The following is a 17,486-nucleotide window of genomic DNA, read 5'->3' on the forward strand; positions in this document are numbered from 1 at the left end:
CCGTCACAAGTTCCCGTCGTCACGGGACGCGGCAGCCAGGACGGCGGTTCCCCGCCCACCGTGCACCACCACCCGCCCCTTCCCGGAACGCTTGGCCGCGTACATCGCCTCGTCGGCGTCCCGGAGCAGCTGCTCGGCCGTGACACCCCCCGCGCACCAGCGCACCCCGATGCTCGCCCCGACGACCGCGTCGAAGCCCCGGACCCGGATCGGATCGTGCAGCGACGCGAGGATCCGGGCCCCGATCGCGACCAGGTCGGACTCCCCCGACGTCCCCGGGCAGACGACGGCGAACTCGTCCCCGCCGAGGCGGGCGACGGTGTCGCCGGGACGGACGCAGGAGGACAGGAGCCGGGACACCTCCACCAGCAGGTCGTCCCCGGCCTGGTGACCGGCGGTGTCGTTGACGGCCTTGAACCCGTCGAGGTCGACGTAGAGCAGACCCACCGGACCGGTCCCGCGCGCGGGCGGGGTCACCGCGTGCTCGAGCCGGTCCAGGAACAGGGTGCGGTTGGGCAGCCCGGTCAGCGGATCGTGCAGCGCCTGGTGGCTCAGCTCCCGCTGGGCCGCCCGCCGCTCGGTGACGTCCTCCACGAGGCCGAGCAGCATGACCTCGCGACCTCGGGGGCGGACCAGCGTGGCCGACACCTGGGCCTCGAGCCGGCGTCCGTCGGGGGCGTCGAACACGACGTCGACGCGCTGCTCGGCCTGGGCACCGCTGAGGACGGCGGCGAACAGGTCGTCGAAGGGCAACCAGTCCGAGCCCAGGGTGTCGAACGCGACCCCGAGCAAGTCCTCCTCGGTGCGTCCGGTGAACCGGCACAGCGCCCGGTTGACCCGCAGCATCCGACCGGTGTCCCGGCCCGTGGCGGCGACCATGACGATGCCGACGGGCGCCGTCTCGAGCGCGATGCGGAACAGTTCCTCGGAGTTCTCCAGGTCGGAGACGTCGGTGGCCATCCCGATCCAGCCGATGAGCCGCCCCTCGCCGTCCCGCATGACCGAGGTCGTCAGGCTGACCGGGAAGGTGGTGCCGTCCTTGCGGACGTAGGTGAACCGGCGCGTCACGGTCTCCTGCGGGACCCCGCGGGTGAAGAGGTCGTTCGGGCACTCCAGGCCCTGCGCCTCGCACATGGCCTCGATCTCGGCCGGATCGTGGACGACCAGCGCCGGGCCGCCGACCACCTCCTCGGCGCTCCAGCCGAGCATGCGCTCGGCCCCTTCGTTGAACAGCGTGATGGTGCCCGCGGTGTCGACGGCGATGATCGAGTGGTCGGTCGCCGCGGCGAGCACGTTGGTCATGAGGTCGTGCGCCTGCGCCACCTGCGCGCTGGCTGTCCGGACCTCGGTGACGTCGTGGAAGGCGGCGACGACACCGCCGTTCCAGACGGCGCCGCCGGAACCGGGCAGGGGGTGGGCGCTGACGTTCAGCAGGACCCCCTCGGGGACCTGCGGGGAGGACAGCCGCAGGTCGAGGCCGTCGACGGCCTCCCCCCGCAGGGCGCGCACGACGGGCAGGTCGCCGTCGACGAACCGCTCCCCGTCGAGGTGGAAGTAGCCGTAGCCGGCGTCCCAGCGGCTGCGCTCGGTCCGCAGCACGCCACCCAGCAACGCCTCGGCCGCCGGGTTGCGCAGCAACGAGTTCCCCGCGCTGTCGAAGACGCAGACGGCGTCCGAGATCGACCCGAAGACGGCGGTGAGCAGGTCGGCCTGCTCGGCGGCGTCGCGCAGCGCCCGCTCGGCCCGCTCGGCGTTGTCCACGCTCTCGTCGCGGTACAGCGCGAGCACCAGGGTCAGGAACCCCAGGGTCCCGATGAACGCCTCCGCGCTCATCGCCTGCAGGTCCGGGGTGAGTTCCCGCCACGGTCCCCGGTCGGACCAGGCGGACACGACGACGGCCGCGGCCGCGAGGACGACGTGCACCATGGCCGCGGTGGTCGTGCGCCGCAGCGCCACCCAGACGGCGACCGGCAGGACGAGGAACGTCACGGCGAACCCGTTGACGACCCAGAAGACGGTTCCGTACGACACCAGGAACGCGAGGAACAGCGCGTAGCGCTCCCCCCGCGAGGCGCTGCTGCCCGGCGCGTCCGGACGCCTTTCGGCGGTGCGCAGGAGCACCGCGAGGACGACGAACGTCGAGACGGTGGTGCGCAGCGCCCACTGCACGCTCGACTGCGCCACCGGCACGTGGGCCGCGACGACGAAGGCGAGGGCCGCGACGGGGGTGGACGCGAGCGCCCCGGCGAGCGAGGACAACGCCAGCGAGCGGACGTCGCCGGGGCTCACCAGGCGGAAGCCCTCGGGCTGCAACCGGCGGTAGACGTGGGCTCCGACGACGGCCTGGGTCAGCGCGGCGGCGGCCAGCAGGGCGGACTCCGGCAGGGGCATGTGCGTCACGACCCGCAGGACGACGGTGACCGTCAGCAGCAGTGCGGCGTCGAGGAGGCGGTGCCGGCGACCGGGCGAGCCGGCGAGCCAGAGCAGCCCGACCGCGGAGGCGGGCCAGACGATGGCGAGGTGCGCGCCGTCGGCCTGGGCACTGCGGCCGACGAGGGTCGCGGCGGCGAAGACCAGGCCGAAGACCAGCCGCCGCCGGAGCACCCCCTGCAGCAGCGCGGGTTCCCCGGGTGCCTCCACGAGGCGCTCACCGCGGGCGACGGGACGCGACGACACGCGGTGACCCCCCGGCGATCGGACCTGGACGGCATCCGGACCCGGATGCGCCACCCAGGGCATCGACCGCGTGGGTCACCCCCTTGAGCCCCCCACCCGATCCGTGATCTTGCTGGGTCTCCCCGCAAGATCACGGATCGTGGACTCAGCCCTTGGAGGAGAAGGCCGCGTCGAACGCCGCGGCCGGGGGCACGAAGAACGCGCCGAGCTTGCGGACGAAGGCGAGCGCGTCGGGGGCGCCGTTGAGGCGGTCCACCCCCGCGTCCTCCCACTCCACGCTGGTGGGACCGGTGTAGCCGATGTTGTTCAGCTCGCGGAAGATCAGCTCCCAGGGCACGTCACCGTGACCGACGGAGGTGAAGTCCCAACCACGACGCGAGTCCGCCCACGGCAGGTGCGAGCCGAGGCGACCGGAACGGCCGTCCAGCTGCTTGCGGGAGTCCTTGCAGTGCACGTGGTAGATCCGGTCGGAGAAGTCCCGGATGAACCCGATCGGGTCGAGGTCCTGCCACACGAAGTGCGACGGGTCGAAGTTCAGCCCGAACGCCTCGCGGTGACCGATGGCCTCCATCGCGCGCTTGGTCGTCCAGTAGTCGTAGGCGATCTCGGAGGGGTGCACCTCGTGGGCGAACTTCACCCCCAGCTCGTCGAAGACGTCCAGGATCGGGTTCCAGCGGTCGGCGAAGTCCTGGTACCCGGCCTCGACCATGGAGTCGGGGGTGGGGGGGAACATCGCGACGGTGTGCCAGATCGAGGACCCGGTGAACCCGGTGACGGTCTTCACGCCCAGCTTGGCGGCGGTGCGGGCCGCGTCCTTGACGTACTCCGCGGCGCGCTGACGGACACCCTCGGGGTCACCGTCGCCCCACACCTCGACGGAGACGATGTCCTGGTGCCGCTGGTCGATCAGGTCGCAGACGGCCTGGCCGGTCAGGTGCGCGGAGATCGTCCACACCTTGAGGTTGTACTTCTCGAGGATCGCCTTCTTCTCGGCGATGTAGGCGTCGTCCTTCGCGCCCCGGGTGGCGTCGAGGTGGTCACCCCAGGTCGCGATCTCGAGGCCGTCGTAGCCCCACTCCGAGGCGAGGCGGCAGACCTCCTCGAAGGGGAGGTCGGCCCACTGGCCGGTGAACAACGTCACCGGACGCGTCTCTGCCATGTTCTTCTCCTCAGATGCTGGTGTAGGTGGAGTTGTTCTCGGCGCTGCGCTGCACCGCGTCCAGCACCTGCTGGACCTGCAGCCCGTCGGCGAAGCTGGGGCTCGGGTCGCGGCCGTCGACGATCGCGCCGAGGAACTCCTGCAGCTCGTGCACGAACGGGTGGTCGTAGCCCAGGCCGTGTCCGGCCGGCCACCAGTTGGAGACGCCGGGGTGGGCGGGGTCGGTCGCCAGGATCCGGCGGAACCCGTTCTCCGCGTCGGGGAGCGAGCCGTCGAAGAACCAGAGCTCGTTCATGGACTCGAAGTCGAAGGCGATGCTGCCCTCGGAACCGTTGACCTCGATGCGCATGCCGTTCTTGCGACCCAGCGCCATCCGGGTCGCCTCGAAGGTCATGAGCGCGCCGCCGTCACCGCGGCCGAAGAACACGGCCGCGTCGTCGACGGTGACCTCGCCGAACTCCGTCGAGGCCTCCGCGCCGAGGCCGGTGTTCGAGCCGGTGCGGGCGGCCTCCAGCGGACGCTGCTTGACGAAGGTCTCGACGGTGCCGGAGACGCCGGTGAGGCGCTGGCCGGTGATGAACTGCGCCGCGTCGATGATGTGCGAGCCGATGTCGCCGAGTGCGCCGGCACCCGAGCGGTCCTTCTGCAGGCGCCAGGTCAGCGGGAAGCTCGGGTCGACGATCCAGTCCTGCAGGTACACGGCGCGGACCTGACGGACCTCGCCGAGGCGGCCGGAGTCGACGAGCTGCTTGGCGAGCCCGATCGCGGGCACCTGGCGGTAGTTGAACGCCACCATGCTGCGCACGCCGTGCGCGGCGGCGGCCTGCGCGGCCTCGGTCATGGCCTGCGCCTCGGCCACCGTCTTGGCCAGCGGCTTCTCGCAGATGACGTGCTTGCCGGCCTGCAGCGCGGCGATGGCGATCTCGGCGTGCGAGTCGCCGGGGGTCAGGATGTCGACGACCTGGATGTCGTCGCGCGCGATGACCTCGCGCCAGTCGGCGACGCCCTCGTTCCAGCCGAACTGCTCGGCGGCGGCCTGCGCGCGACCGAGGTCACGACCGGCCAGCGCGAGCCGCTTGGTGCGCCAGCGCGGGGTGCCGACGTGGTCGACGCTGCGCCAGGCGTGGGAGTGGACGGCACCCATGAAGGAGTGGCCGATGACGGCCACCCCGAACTCCGGTCGGTCGGTGGACATGCGAGGACTTCCTCCAGGACATCGTCGTCGAACGTTCTGGGCTGGATCGTACTGACCGGTCCACACCCCCGGCACACCCCTCCGACGCGCGATCCCGCGGGGAATCCCCGCGGGATCACGCGTCGGAGGGGGTGCGGTCAGCGGGTCAGGGCCTCGCGGACGGAGGTCCAGCCCTTCAGGGCCGCCGCGACGTCGGCGCGCTGCTCGTCGGCGAGGGCCTGCTCGTAGGCGCGTTGCAGCACGTCGTCCACCAGCACCCGGGTGCCCGACGCAGCGGACTCGACCGCCGCCTCGACCATGGCCAGGCTCAGGACGTTGTCGTGCACCTCACCGGAGAACGGCGTCCCGTCCTGCAGGAAGGCGGTGAACGCCGCGAGCGACCCGGCGATCTCCTTCCCGGGGTCGGTGAACGCCGCGGGCGAGCCGGGCGCGTCGAGGACGGGCACGTCGTCGCCGTTCCACGACGCCGTGCCGTTCGCGCCGGAGAGCCGCCAGGCCCCGTTCCACGAGGTCTCCTGGCCGGGCGCGCACCACGAGCCGGTGAACGTGTAGCGGGAGCCGTTCGACATCTCGAAGACGGCCGCGGCCGAGGCGTCCCCGGAGTACCAGGACCACGACGGGTTCCAGGACTCGCAGTAGACGGAGACGGGTTCGGCCCCCAACAGGTACCGCGCGAGGTCGAACTGGTGGATCGCCATGTCGACGAGCAGCGGCTGGGCCATCTCCTCGCGGAAGCCGCCGAAGTGCGGCGCCTTGAAGAACTCCGTCGACAGCGATCCCAGGTCGCCGAGCACGGCGGCCTGCGCGCGGAACTCCTCGACGTGGACGTTGTAGCGTCGCGACTGCGACACCAGGAACGGCACCCCGGAGACCTCCGAGGCCGCCGCGAGCGACAACCCCTGGGCGACGGTCGAGGCGACGGGCTTCTCCCCCAGCACCGGGAACCCCGCGAACAGCGCGGCCGTGGTGACGGGGTGGTGCGCCTGCGGCACCGTCACGTTGACGATCGCCTGCGCGCCGGTCCGCTGCGCCACCTCGACGGCGTCACGTCCCGTCGCGACGTCCGGGACCCCGGCCGCGGCGAGGGCGGCGGCCGCGGCGTCGAGGTCGAGGTCGACGACCCCGGCCAGTTCGACGGCCGGGTCGGCGAGGATCGTCGCCAGCCACGCCTTGCCCATGCCGCCGGCCCCGACGAGGACGACGCGGAGCGGGGCGGTCACTGCTGCTTCTCCGGGTCGAGGGCGCCCTGGTAGCCCTGGCCGTTGTAGAAGTCCTCGGTGTCGTAGCGCAGCAGCACCGGATCGGTCCGCTCGGGGCGGACCGTGACGGCCCACTCGACCGCGTTGGAGATCACCTTGCGGACCCCCTCGTGGAAGTACGTCGGGAAGTCCTGGTCACCGGGACGGAAGTAGAAGATCTTCCCGAACCCGCGCTTGAACGTGATGCCCGAGCGGAACACCTCGCCGCCGGTGAAGGAGGAGATGAAGACGATCTCGTCGGGGGCGGGGATGTCGAAGAACTCCCCGTACATCTCGTCCTCCTCGATGATCAACGGGTGCGGCACGCCCTGCGCGATCGGGTGCGTGGGGTCGATCGTCCACAGCAGTTCCCGGTCGTGCTCGGAACGCCACCGCAACGTGCACGAGGTACCCATGAGCTTCTGGAAGATCTTCGACCAGTGCCCGGAGTGCAGGACGATGAGCCCCATCCCGGCCAGCACGTGCCGGTGGACCCGCTCCACGACCTCGTCGGAGACGTCGCCGTGCGCGGCGTGCCCCCACCAGGTGAGGACGTCGGTGTTCTGCAGGACCTCCTCGGTCAACCCGTGCTCGGGCTGGTCCAGGGTCGCCGTCCGGACGGTCACGCCGGAACCGAGGTTGGCCTCGATGCCCTCGGCGACGGCACCGTGCATCCCGGTCGGGTAGCGCTGCGCCACCGCGGGTTCCAGCTGTTCGTGGCGGTTCTCGCCCCACACGGTCACTCTGATGGTCATTCGGAACTCCTAGGACTTGACAGCCCCACCCGTGACCCCGGCGGCGACGTAGCGCTGGGCCAGGACGAGCAGGGCGATGGCGGGCAGGGAGGACAGGACCGCGGTCGCCATGATCGGCGACCAGTCGGACACGAAGCTCCCGACGTAGGTGTACAGGCCGAGGGTGATCGGGCGCACGTCGGCGGTCGTGGTGAGGGTCAGGGCGAAGAGGAAGTCGCCCCAGGCGAAGAGGAACGTGAACAACCCGGCCGTGATGAGCGCGTTGCGGCTCATGGGCAGCACGATGGAGAAGAACGCCCGGACCGGACCGGCGCCGTCCACGTAGGCGGCCTCGATGACCGAGGCCGGGATGGACCCCATGAACGCCCGCATGAGGATGATGGAGAACGGGATCCCGGCGGCGGAGTCGGCGAGGATCAGCCCGCCCGTCGTGTTGAGCAGGCCGAGGTCGGTGTAGGCGCTGTAGAGCGCGTTGGCGACGACGATGCCGGGCACCATCTGGGTGACGAGGATCCCGAAGAGGATGACCGTCGCCCAGCGGCCGAACTTGAAGTGCGCCATGGCGTAGGCCGCGGGGGTCGCGATGAGGAGGCTGAACACGACCGAGCCGAGGCTGATGACCAGGGAGGTGACGAGGTTGTGACCCTGTTCGGAGATCGCCGTGGTGTAGCCCCGCAGCGAGAAGTCGAACGGCAGCCACGGGGTCGCGACGGCGTTCCCGGCCGGCTGCAGCGACACGTTCACCATCCAGTACAGCGGGAACAGCATGAACGCCAGGATGAGGATGCCGACGACCGTGTAGACCGGGCGACGGGGGGCCTTGCCCTCGGCCCGGACCTCCGTCGTACCGGCCCGGGTGGAGATGACCGCGCTCACTCGTCCACCGCCTTCCGGTTGAGCCGCAGGTAGACCACGGCGAAGATCAGGGAGATGACGATGAGGATGTTGCCCAGCGCCGCGCCCGCCCCGAAGTCGAACTGACGGAACGACATGTCGTAGGAGAGCGTGGAGATCGTCTGGGTGGAGTTCGCCGGGCCGCCGTTGGTGAGCCCGAGGATGACGTCGAGGACCTTCAGCGTGTAGACGACCCCCAGCACGAGGACGACGGTGACGACCGGGCGCAGCAACGGCCACGTGATGTGGCGGAACGCCCGCCACCCGGTGGCGCCGTCGAGGGCACCGGCCTCGTAGAGCTCCTCGGGGATCTCCTGCAGACCGCCGTAGAGGATGGTCATGTTGAAGGGGATGCCGAGCCAGATGTTCACCCCGATCACCGCGATCAGGGCGAGGGAGGTGGAGGTCAGCCAGTTCGGTGAGGCGTCCACGCCGGGCAGGGCGGAGAGGATCCGGTTGAGGGCGCCGTTGTCGGCGTCGAGGATCCAGCGCCACACCGCGGTGCCGGCGATCATCGGGATGAGCCACGGCAGCAGGATCAGCGAGCGCAGGATCCCCGACAGCGCGAACCGCTTGTGGAAGAACAACGCGATCGCGAGACCGAGGACGAACTGTCCGGCGATGGACCCGGCGGTGAAGAGCAGGGTGTTCACGACGGAGCGGGAGAAGATCGCGTCGCCGATGACGTTGCGGTAGTTCTCCAGCCCGACCCAGGGGGCCTCACCGGTGAAGAACGTCTTGGTCGTGTAGGCCTGGAAACCCATGACGACGTTCTTGACGACGGGGAAGCCGAAGAACAGGACGAGGTAGACGACCGCGGGGACGATGAACGCGATCTGGACGAGACGCGTCGTCAGCTTCTGCGACGGGCCCTTCCTCGGGGCCGCACCCGCCGACGGGGCGGTGGCCCCGCCGGCGGAACGACCTGGGGCCGAGACCTCAGCCATTCTGGGCCTGCGCCAGCGCGGCCTCGGGGGTCATGCCCCCGACGAGCGCGTTCTGCACCGCGGTGTAGATCTTCGTCGCGGCCTTCGGCCAGTCCGGGCCGAGCTCACCGGTGCGGGCGCGCAGGTCCGGGACCTGCGACGCGAACGCCTCGAGCTTGGCGTTCTTCGCGACGGCCTGGCTCGAGAGGCTCGGCTTGGTCGGGACGGTTCCGGTGCCGGACGAGATCGTGACCTCGTTCTCGTCGCTGTTGAGGCACTGGATGAGTTCTCCGGCCTTCTTCTGCTTGTCCTTGTCCCCGGTCTCCGGAGCCGCCCAGGCCTCGCCGCCGAACGGCGACACGACGGTCCCGCCGGCGGTGGGGGCCGGGATGGGCACGATGCCGTAGTCGAGGCCCGAGACCTTGTCCAGCGTCCCGAAGTTCCACGGTCCGTTGATCATCATGGCGGCGTTGCCGGCCGAGAACTGGTCGGCGACGTCGGCCTGGGTCCAGGTGACGGTGGACTGCGAGAGCGAGCCCTGGTCGAGGAGGTCCTTGACCAGCTGCAGGGCGGCCGCGGTCTGGGGGGTGTTGATGTCCTTCTCGTCGCCGCCGTTGGACCACATGAAGGGCAGGAACTGCCAGGTGCCCTCGTAGGTGTTGACGTTGGACATCGCGAACCCGTACTGGCTGCCGGCGGTCAGCGCCTTCGCGTCGGTCTTGAGCTCGTCCCAGGTGGTGGGGGGCGTGATGCCCGCGGCCTCGAGGATCTTCTTGTTGTAGAAGAGCGCGATGGTGTTCGTGACGGGCTGCAGGGCGTAGAGCTTGCCCTGGTAGGTCGAGGCCTTGATGACGCCGTCGGCGACCCCGGAGGAGTCGATCCCCAGGTCGTCCAGCGGGGCCAGCGCACCCGAGGCGGCGATCTGCTGCACGTCGGGGTTGTCGAGCATGAGGACGTCGGGCAGCGTCTTGGAGGAACTTTGCTGCAGCACCTTCTGGATGAGGGTCTCGCCGGGGACGGATTCCCGCTGGATCTTCATGCCGATCTTGGTGCCGCAGTCGGTGAGCGCCGTACCCCACAACGTCTTGTTGGGGTCGGAGTTGTAGTAGTCCAGGACGCGGAGCGTGCCGGAGTCCGACTTCGTCGCACTCCCACCGCCACCGCCGCAGGCCGCGAGCAGCAGCGGGAGGGCCGCCAGCGCAGCGATCGCGCGGGTGCGTCCCATGGATCCTCGTCGAGCCATGTCGTTCCTCTCCTCGTGCCCACGACAGCGTGGGCAGTAGTTCGTCGATGCGTATCGACGATGGGGGTGGATCGGCCGGGTGGTCGATCCACGGGGGAAGTCAGTTCGGGGGGCGCACGGACTGTCGTCGGGTCAGGTGGGCCGGGACCAGGCGGACCTCGCCGGGTGCCGCGGGATCGTCGAGCAACTGGAACAGCCACTCGACGGCGTGCCGGGAGACGTCCCGGGGTTGTTGGGAGACGGCGGTCACGGGCACGGCCTGCGCCTCCGCCTCCGCCTCGGTGCACAACGCCACGACGTCGACGTCCCGCCCCGGCCGCAGACCGCGGTCGAGCAGGGCACCGAGGGTTTCGGGGACACCGTCCGCGAGCAGCAACCCGGGGACGGACCCCGAGCCCAGCAGGTCGTCGAGCGCCGCGCGGATGGCGACCGAGTCGCGCGGGACCTCGACCCAGCGCAGCGGAACTCCGGCCGCGGCCGCGGTGGCCTCGGCCCGACGGCGGAACCGCGGGACGTAGTTCACCCCACGGGCCACGACCTCCGGACCCCAGCCGAGCACGACGATCTCGTGCACTCCAGCGCCGATGAGTTCACCGACCAGGAGTTCCGCACCGCCGGCGAAGTCGAAGTCGATGCAGTGCAACGTGCTGTGCTCGTCCAGGGCCTCGTCCGGGTAGCCGATGAACAGGCTCGGCTGGGCGATCCCGCGCGCGACCTCGGCCCGCTCGTCCTCGGCCTTGACCTCCATCACGACCATGGCGTCGGCCAGGGCGCGCCCGGCGACCCGACGCAGGCTCTCCTTGCCCTCGTCGGCCGTGACCAGCAGGACGTCGTAGTCGCGTCGCCGGGCCTGGGCGGCGATCTCGTCGATGAACGCCATGATCCCGCCGACCCCGAGGTTGGAGAGGACCGGGTGGACGATGGCGATGATGTTCGTGCGCTGGCTCGCCAGGGCGCGGGCACCGGCGTGCGGTTGGTACAGCAACTGCTCCATGGCGTCCTCGACCAGACGCCGGGTCTTCTCGGAGATCGGACGCTTTCCGCTCATCACGTAGGAGACGGTGCTCTGGGAGACGCCGGCGACCTTCGCCACGTCCTTGCTCGTCGGAACTCGGGCCACGCCACCCTCCCACCCCGTGAGACGAACGTCGACGTCCTCGTCGATGCGCTTCGTCGATGCGTATCGGAAGTTAGTCGACGCACCGCCGTTCCGGCAAGCACTTCCCCCTCACCGCAACCCGACGGTGACCAGGAAGCGGTGGCCGGAACACGCCCGGCCGGGCCGTACGGCCATCCGGGTCGAGGCGGACCCACCCGTCTCAAGCGACCGTGTGAGACCGTCGATGCACGGGGAGTCTCGCCCCGACCCAGGGAGTCCCCGTTGCCCCAGTTCCTCCGCACCGCCACCGTCGCCTCCGCGCTGCTCGCGCTGACCCTGGTGCCGGGCTCCGCCGCGCACGCCGTGGAGATCACGCCGGCCGACGGTGCCGGGGTCCACGTCGACGCGCTGCGCTGGGTCGACGGGCGACCCCAGCTGGAGACCCGGACCGCCACCGACCGCGCCGCCGCCCACCGGCTCGCGGCGACGATGGAGGCCGACCCCGCGGTGTCCGCCGCCCAGGTGCGCACCAGCTACGCGCTGGCGCCCACGGGTGCCACACCCCTGACGAGCCGCACCCTGAAGGCGACCGACCCGTACCTGTCCTACGCCTACCACCTGGGCTCGATCCACGCCTACGACGCGTGGCCCACCACCCGGGGCACCGGGCTCACCGTCGCCGTGCTCGACTCCGGCGTCGACGCGAACCAGCCCGACATCGCCGGCCGGGTGATCGACGGCGGGAACTTCGCGGCCGGCACCGACATCGGCGAACACGGCACCGAGGTCTCGACCGTCATCGCCGGCGCGTACCAGAACGCCTACGGCGCAGCGGGGGTCGCGCCCGACGTGAAGATCCTGGCGATCCGGGTCTGCGAACCCCAGGGCTGTGCGAGCGACGCCGTCGTCGAGGGCATCACCGCGGCCGTCGACCAGGGCGCCGACGTCCTCAACCTGTCGCTGGGCGGGGAGGACTACAACAGCACCACCGCGGCGGCCGTGGCCTACGCGATCGGCAAGGGTGTCGTCGTGGTCGCCTCCGCCGGGAACTCCGGCGACACCGGGAACCCGCTGGAGTACCCCGCCTCCTACCCCGGCGTCATCTCCGTCTCGGCGTCCACCAGCACCGGGGCCCCCGCCCCCTGGGCCCAGCACAACACCCTCGTCGACCTCAGCGCCCCCGGCGACAAGATCCCCGTCGGGAAACCCCTCAGTTCCGGCCGGTACGTGTACGCCTCCGCCTCCGGGACGTCCTTCTCGGCCCCGCAGGTCTCCGCCGCCGCGGCCCTGGTCCGCTCCGTCGCGCCCCGGGCCAGCGTCGCGCAGGTCGAGGACGTCCTGCGGACGACCGCCACCCCCGAGTCCTGGGACGCCGGCTACGGCACCGGGATGCTGGACGTCGGCGCGGCCGTCGCCGCGGCGAAGGCGAGCGTGACGGCGTCGGCGCCGACCGCGACCGTCACGATCCCGCGGCGCACCCGCACCCTGCGCTGACCACCAGGGCTGATCAGGAGGGGTGGGACAACGGCGTCCCGTCCAGGCCCTCCAGCAGGTCCCGCAACGAGTCGAACACCGCGACCGCACCGGCAGTCGTCAGTTCCTCGGAGGAGAAACCCCCCGTCCGGACGGCGACCGCGGTCATCCCGGCGTTCCCCGCCGCCTCGAAGTCCCACGTCGAGTCCCCGAGCACGACCCCCGAGGAACCCCCGACCCGCTGCAGCGCAGCGTGGAAGAGGTCGGGGGCGGGTTTGGTGCTCTCGGCGTCCTGCGAGGTGGTCCAGCCGTCGACGAAGTCCCGGGCCCCCATCAGGTCGAGGTAGCCCTCCACCTGGTCCTGCTGCCCGGAGGAGGCGAGGACGACCTTCCAGCCCCGCCGCCGCAGCTCCACCAGGAGGTCGCGAGCGCCGTCGAAGGGCTGGACCTCGCCGGACATCGGCTCGTACTCCTCGGTCCAGGCGTCCCGCGCGGCGTCCCCGTGGGCGTCCTCGAACTCCTCGCCGGCCACGGCGGGGACGAGCTGGTCCCCGCCCATCCCGACGGCGCGGTGGATCCGCCAGACCGGCAACGTGAGGTCGAAGCGCCGGAAGGCGCGGAACCACGCGAGGGCGTGCTGGTAGTTGGTGTCGACGAGCGTGCCGTCGACGTCGAGCAGGGCGGTGTCGGACAAGGGGTTCTCCTCAGGCGGCGAGCGGAACACTGAACAAGGGGCGGGGATCCTGCAGCAGGGCAGGGGGTTCGACGTCGCGGCGGGCGGCCCGGCCACCCCAGCGGACCTTCCGGCGGTGGCGCGCGAGGACGCCCTTGCGGGCGTCGAACTCGTACTCGCCGACGACCTCGCCGAGCAGCAGCGCCTGGTCGCCCTCGATGGGCAGGGCCACCTCGGTCCCGGGGTCGAGTTCGTGGACGAAGGTGTCGAGGACCCGCAGCGCCTTGCCCGGTCGTCTCCCGGGGGAGATCTCGCGGAGCAGGTCGCGCAGGGAGGCGCCCGCCGCGGCACCGCGCACGTCGACGTCGATGCCGGAGTCCACGCCGAGGCCCACGACGCCGTCGGTGAGGAACTCCCCCACGACCGCGGGCGCTCCGCGCACGATCCACACCAGCCGCCCGGCGGGGCGGACCGGCGGGGCCGGCGAGGGCGGGTCCGGCCACACGCAGGGCATCTCGGGTTCGTCGCCGAAGAGGGGCCGGTAGAACCCGGGGTCCTTGCGCAGCAACGCGGAACGGTGGCTGCGGTGCAGGTCCTCGTCGCCCAGCCACGACGGCATCAGGTCGGCCAGCACGGACTGCGGGCGACCCACGGCCTCGGGGGCGAACTCCGCGATCTGCGCTCCGGTGGTGTCGGCGCGGCCGGTGACGGTCCACGCGTCGACGACCGCGAGGCCGTAGGCGACCAGGGCCGGGGTGCACCCCCGCCACATCCGCACCGCCGGGTGGTTCACCCAGCCGTGGTCGGGCAGTTCGAGGGCGCGCAGGACCTGCAGCGCCTCCACGCGCTGCTCGCCCAGCCGCGGACCGTCGAGGACGGCCGCGGACCGGGCGAAGTCGGCGTAGGGGAGGAACGTCTGCACGGGACCACCGTGACGCGCGGGGTGGCACCCCGCACGTCGGGGGATCAGTACCCGCGTTCGGGGTCGACCAGACCCAGCAGTTCCTCACCGGCGGCGAAACGACGGACGTTCTCGGTGACCCGTTCGGCCAGCGCGCCGACCCGCAGCACGCTCGGGTTGGTCGAGTGCGGGGTGATGATGCAGCGGGGTTCGGTCCACAGCGGGTGGCCGTCGGGCAGCGGTTCCGGGTCGGTCACGTCGAGGGCGGCCCCGGCGATGGTGCCGGCGGCGAGCGCCGCGACGAGGGCGTCGGTGTCGACGAGGGAACCACGGGCGATGTTCACCAGCCACCCCTGCGGGCCGAGCGCCGCGAGCTGCTCGGCCCCGATGAGGGCCTTCGTCTCGGAGGTCGCGGGAGCGGCGAGCACGACGTGGTCGGCGGCGGCGAAGACCTCGCCGACGCGGTCGGCGGGCAGCGTCTGCGCTGCGCCGTCCACGGGGAGACCGCGGCGGGTCACGGCGATGACCTCCGCACCGAGCCCGGCGAAGGCCGGGATCATCGCGGTGCCGATGCCGCCGGCGCCGATGATCGCGATGGTCGAGCCGCGCAGGCTGGACTGGACGCCGTCCAGGGTCTCCGGGTCCCACGTCGAGAGCCGGGCCGCGCGCCCGATCCCGCGGACCCCGGCGAGCAGCAGCGCGACGGCCCCCTCGGCGACGGAGTGCGAGTAGGCCCCGGCGGCGGAGGTCCAGGTGCGCGAGGCGTCGATGACGCCCGCGGCGACCCAGCTCTCGATCCCGGCGGAGGGCAGCTGCACCCACGTCACGGAGTCGGGCAGTTCGGGCAGGTCCCCGTGCCCGCCGCTGACGACGACGGCCTCGGCGTCCGCCAGCGCGACGACCGTGCCCCCGCCACGCTCCACGGCCTCGACCAGCAGCGGGTTCTCCTGCGGTCCGACGAAGACGGCGGGGGTGGTGGGCATGGGGGCTACTCCTCGAACAGGGCCTCGGCGGTGGTCGCGTCAACCCTAGGCCCCCAGCCCTGCGCCGCTTCGGCGCTCCGGGTGCAGTCGCGTCCGGCGGCCTTCGCCGCGTACACGGCGGCGTCGGCCGCGACGAGGGCCTGCTGGGCGCCGGTGTCCGCGTCCAGCGTCGCGCAGCCGGCCGAGAACGTCGCGGCCCCGCCGAGTTCCCGCCAGGAGCCGCGCAGTCGTTCGACGACGTCGATCGCGACGTCGGTCCCGCTGCCGTGCAGCAGGAGGACGAACTCCTCGCCACCGAAGCGGGCGGCGTAGTCACCGCGCCGGAGCCCCGCGGTCAGCATCGCGCCGAACTCCCGCAGCACCTGGTCGCCGAACGTGTGACCCCGGGTGTCGTTGAGCTGCTTGAAGTGGTCGAGGTCGCAGACGACGACGCTGTCCCCGGGGACGAGCAGCGCCATCCGGTCCTCGAGGTCGCGCCGGTTGCCGATGGTGGTGAGGGGATCGGTGCGCGCGTCGCGTTCCAGCCGGTCCGAGGCCGCCCGCTGGCGGCGGCTCATCGAGGCGAGCAGTTCGGCCACGAGGACCCACACGCACGCCATGACCACCGTCCGCACGGCGACCTGGGCGCTGAGCTGCTCCGAGGTGAGCAGGTAGAGCGGGAGCGCGGCGGGCAGCAGCCAGTAGGCGCTCCGCGGCGGCAGGAAGAGGCCGGCGAAGACGAAGTCGAGGACGAAGAGCGGGACGTAGGCGCCGTCGACGCGTTCGGTGCTCACGCCGATCACGGCCAGACCCAGCATCTGCACCAGGGGGAAGAGGACGGGCCCGGAGCGGCCGAGCCGCCCCCACGGCACCGCGAGGCTGGCCACCAGCAGGGCCGCGTCGGCGGCCGCGACGGCCAGCACGACCGTCCAGTCCGCGGCCGTCGGCACGAGCAGCGGGACGGTCAGGAGCACGAGCAGGCCGGTGACGGCCAGCAGCGCGCGACCGGCGACGACGGCCGGGGCGCCGACCAGCCAGCGTCCGGGCAGGCGCTCGACGAGGCGACGCCACCACGGACGCGTGATCACCGTCCCGGACGGATCCCGCGCCACGACCCCACCTCCTGGAACGTTCGAGGCCCCAGCCTCCCACCACCTGCGGCCCCGGTGTCCGGGGGTGCCGGTGAGCGGGAACTCACTTCCGCAGGGTGCGACCCGTCCGGGTGCGGGCCTGCGGCAGGGCCTGGACGACGGCGTCGGGGTCGAGGAGGTCCGCCGCCTCGCGTTCGGTGACGGCGAGACGTTCCCGGGCCGCGGCGTCCGCGGACGCCGTCACCCGGCTGGGGTCGAGGAACACCTGGGTGATCGTGGGGACCCGCCGGCGCATCTCCTCCTCGGCGCGGGTGCAGAGCTCCTCGATGGCGCGCGAGGTGAGTTCCTCTCCGAACTGGACGCGGGCGGCGACCAGGACGCCGCTCGGCCCGAGCTGCATCGTGAGGACCTCCTGGATCCGCACGATCCCCGCTTCGGCGCCGAGGACCCGGACCACCGCGACGCGCACCGCCGGGTCGGCGGCCTCACCGATGAGGAGTTCCTTGGTGTCGCGTCCCAGCAGGAACGCCACGACCCCGAGCAGCGCACCGATGACGATCGAACTGATCGCGTCGTAGACGTTCGAGCCGGTGACCTGGTGCAGGATCGTCCCCGCGAGCGCCACCAGGACGCCGAGGACGGCGATGCTGTCCTCGCTGGCGACGGTCTTCACCGTCGGGTCCGGTGAGCGGACGACGTAGGTCAGGACCCGCCGCTGCGCGGTCGAGGCCTCGCGCGAGACCTGCCGCAGCGCCTTCAGCAGCGACCCCCCCTCGAGCACGATCGAGATGCCGAGGATCACGTAGATCACGATGAAGTGCTGCGTCGACATCGGTTCGGCTTCGCCGGTGAGCGAGGAGATCCCCTCGTAGACCGAGAACACCGCTCCGGACAGGAAGATCCCGACGGCGGCGATGAGGGACCAGAAGAACCGTTCCTTGCCGTAGCCGAAGGGGTGGGTCCGGTCGGCGGGCCGGTCGGCCCGGCTGAGCGAGAGCAGCAGGAACGCCTCGTTCATCGTGTCCGCGATCGAGTGGGCGGCCTCGGCGAGCAGCGCGCTGGAGCCGGTGACCGCCCCACCGATGCCCTTCGCGATGCCGACGCCGACGTTTGCGAGCAGGGCGACCAGCACGGTCCCCTTGGTTTCTTCCGCCACGGCCAAAGCTTCCCCCGGGCAACGGCCGTCCGCGCGGTGGCGGGA

General features: G+C 71.7%; 15 protein-coding genes. 1 reads left to right on the forward strand and 14 read right to left on the reverse strand.

Going from position 1 to position 17,486, the window contains the following annotated elements; translation table 11 throughout:
• Positions 1 to 3: 3 nt before the first annotated feature.
• From SJY07_RS10345 to SJY07_RS10385, 9 genes are all read right to left on the reverse strand, one after another.
• Positions 4 to 2,676: a diguanylate cyclase domain-containing protein gene (locus SJY07_RS10345; RefSeq protein WP_380158871.1), complete on the reverse strand. Its 2,673-nt coding sequence runs from the start codon at positions 2,674 to 2,676 to the stop codon at positions 4 to 6.
• A 145-nt stretch (positions 2,677 to 2,821) separates the two neighbouring features.
• Entirely contained in the window at positions 2,822 to 3,835 is a 1,014-nt protein-coding gene (locus SJY07_RS10350) for a sugar phosphate isomerase/epimerase family protein (RefSeq protein WP_328294354.1), read from the reverse strand.
• Between the two features lie 10 nt (positions 3,836 to 3,845).
• The gene (locus SJY07_RS10355) at positions 3,846 to 5,030 is read right to left on the reverse strand and encodes a Gfo/Idh/MocA family protein (protein ID WP_380158873.1); all 1,185 of its coding nucleotides are present in this window, start codon (positions 5,028 to 5,030) and stop codon (positions 3,846 to 3,848) included.
• A 137-nt stretch (positions 5,031 to 5,167) separates the two neighbouring features.
• Positions 5,168 to 6,250: a Gfo/Idh/MocA family oxidoreductase gene (locus SJY07_RS10360; RefSeq protein WP_328294352.1), complete on the reverse strand. Its 1,083-nt coding sequence runs from the start codon at positions 6,248 to 6,250 to the stop codon at positions 5,168 to 5,170.
• Complete coding sequence (locus tag SJY07_RS10365) at positions 6,247 to 7,023, reverse strand: ThuA domain-containing protein (RefSeq protein ID WP_328294351.1); 777 nt, start codon at positions 7,021 to 7,023, stop codon at positions 6,247 to 6,249. The genes SJY07_RS10360 and SJY07_RS10365 overlap by 4 nt, the downstream gene beginning before the upstream one ends.
• Before the next feature lie 9 nt (positions 7,024 to 7,032).
• Positions 7,033 to 7,899 carry a carbohydrate ABC transporter permease gene (locus SJY07_RS10370; protein ID WP_328294350.1) on the reverse strand — a complete coding sequence of 289 codons (867 nt, stop codon included), beginning with the start codon at positions 7,897 to 7,899 and terminating at the stop codon, positions 7,033 to 7,035.
• A complete protein-coding gene (locus SJY07_RS10375) occupies positions 7,896 to 8,864 on the reverse strand; it encodes a sugar ABC transporter permease (protein ID WP_328294349.1) in 969 nt (322 codons plus the stop codon). Before SJY07_RS10375 ends, SJY07_RS10370 begins: the two co-directional genes overlap by 4 nt.
• A complete protein-coding gene (locus tag SJY07_RS10380) occupies positions 8,857 to 10,068 on the reverse strand; it encodes an extracellular solute-binding protein (protein ID WP_380158877.1) in 1,212 nt (403 codons plus the stop codon). Before SJY07_RS10380 ends, SJY07_RS10375 begins: the two co-directional genes overlap by 8 nt.
• Before the next feature lie 118 nt (positions 10,069 to 10,186).
• Positions 10,187 to 11,206: a LacI family DNA-binding transcriptional regulator gene (locus SJY07_RS10385; protein WP_380158879.1), complete on the reverse strand. Its 1,020-nt coding sequence runs from the start codon at positions 11,204 to 11,206 to the stop codon at positions 10,187 to 10,189.
• A 261-nt stretch (positions 11,207 to 11,467) separates the two neighbouring features.
• On the opposite strand from SJY07_RS10385, the gene SJY07_RS10390 reads away from it, so the two are divergent.
• On the forward strand, positions 11,468 to 12,679 hold the full coding sequence (locus tag SJY07_RS10390; protein ID WP_380158880.1) for a S8 family serine peptidase: 1,212 nt from the start codon (positions 11,468 to 11,470) through the stop codon (positions 12,677 to 12,679).
• A gap of 13 nt (positions 12,680 to 12,692) precedes the next feature.
• Here the strand turns inward: SJY07_RS10390 and SJY07_RS10395 are convergent, their stop codons facing one another.
• The 5 genes from SJY07_RS10395 to SJY07_RS10415 all read right to left on the reverse strand — a co-directional run bounded on the left by SJY07_RS10395 (position 12,693) and on the right by SJY07_RS10415 (position 17,441).
• A complete protein-coding gene (locus tag SJY07_RS10395) occupies positions 12,693 to 13,352 on the reverse strand; it encodes an HAD family hydrolase (RefSeq protein WP_380158882.1) in 660 nt (219 codons plus the stop codon).
• 10 nt (positions 13,353 to 13,362) lie between these two features.
• Positions 13,363 to 14,253 carry an MSMEG_6728 family protein gene (locus SJY07_RS10400; RefSeq protein ID WP_380158884.1) on the reverse strand — a complete coding sequence of 297 codons (891 nt, stop codon included), beginning with the start codon at positions 14,251 to 14,253 and terminating at the stop codon, positions 13,363 to 13,365.
• A gap of 44 nt (positions 14,254 to 14,297) precedes the next feature.
• On the reverse strand, positions 14,298 to 15,215 hold the full coding sequence (locus tag SJY07_RS10405) for a D-isomer specific 2-hydroxyacid dehydrogenase family protein (protein ID WP_380158886.1): 918 nt from the start codon (positions 15,213 to 15,215) through the stop codon (positions 14,298 to 14,300).
• 5 nt (positions 15,216 to 15,220) lie between these two features.
• Entirely contained in the window at positions 15,221 to 16,306 is a 1,086-nt protein-coding gene (locus tag SJY07_RS10410) for a GGDEF domain-containing protein (protein WP_380158888.1), read from the reverse strand.
• An 82-nt stretch (positions 16,307 to 16,388) separates the two neighbouring features.
• Complete coding sequence (locus SJY07_RS10415; RefSeq protein WP_328294341.1) at positions 16,389 to 17,441, reverse strand: cation diffusion facilitator family transporter; 1,053 nt, start codon at positions 17,439 to 17,441, stop codon at positions 16,389 to 16,391.
• Positions 17,442 to 17,486 lie beyond the last annotated feature (45 nt).

The sequence above is a fragment of the Kineococcus sp. R86509 genome (assembly GCF_042466365.1).
GTDB lineage: Bacteria > Actinomycetota > Actinomycetes > Actinomycetales > Kineococcaceae > Kineococcus.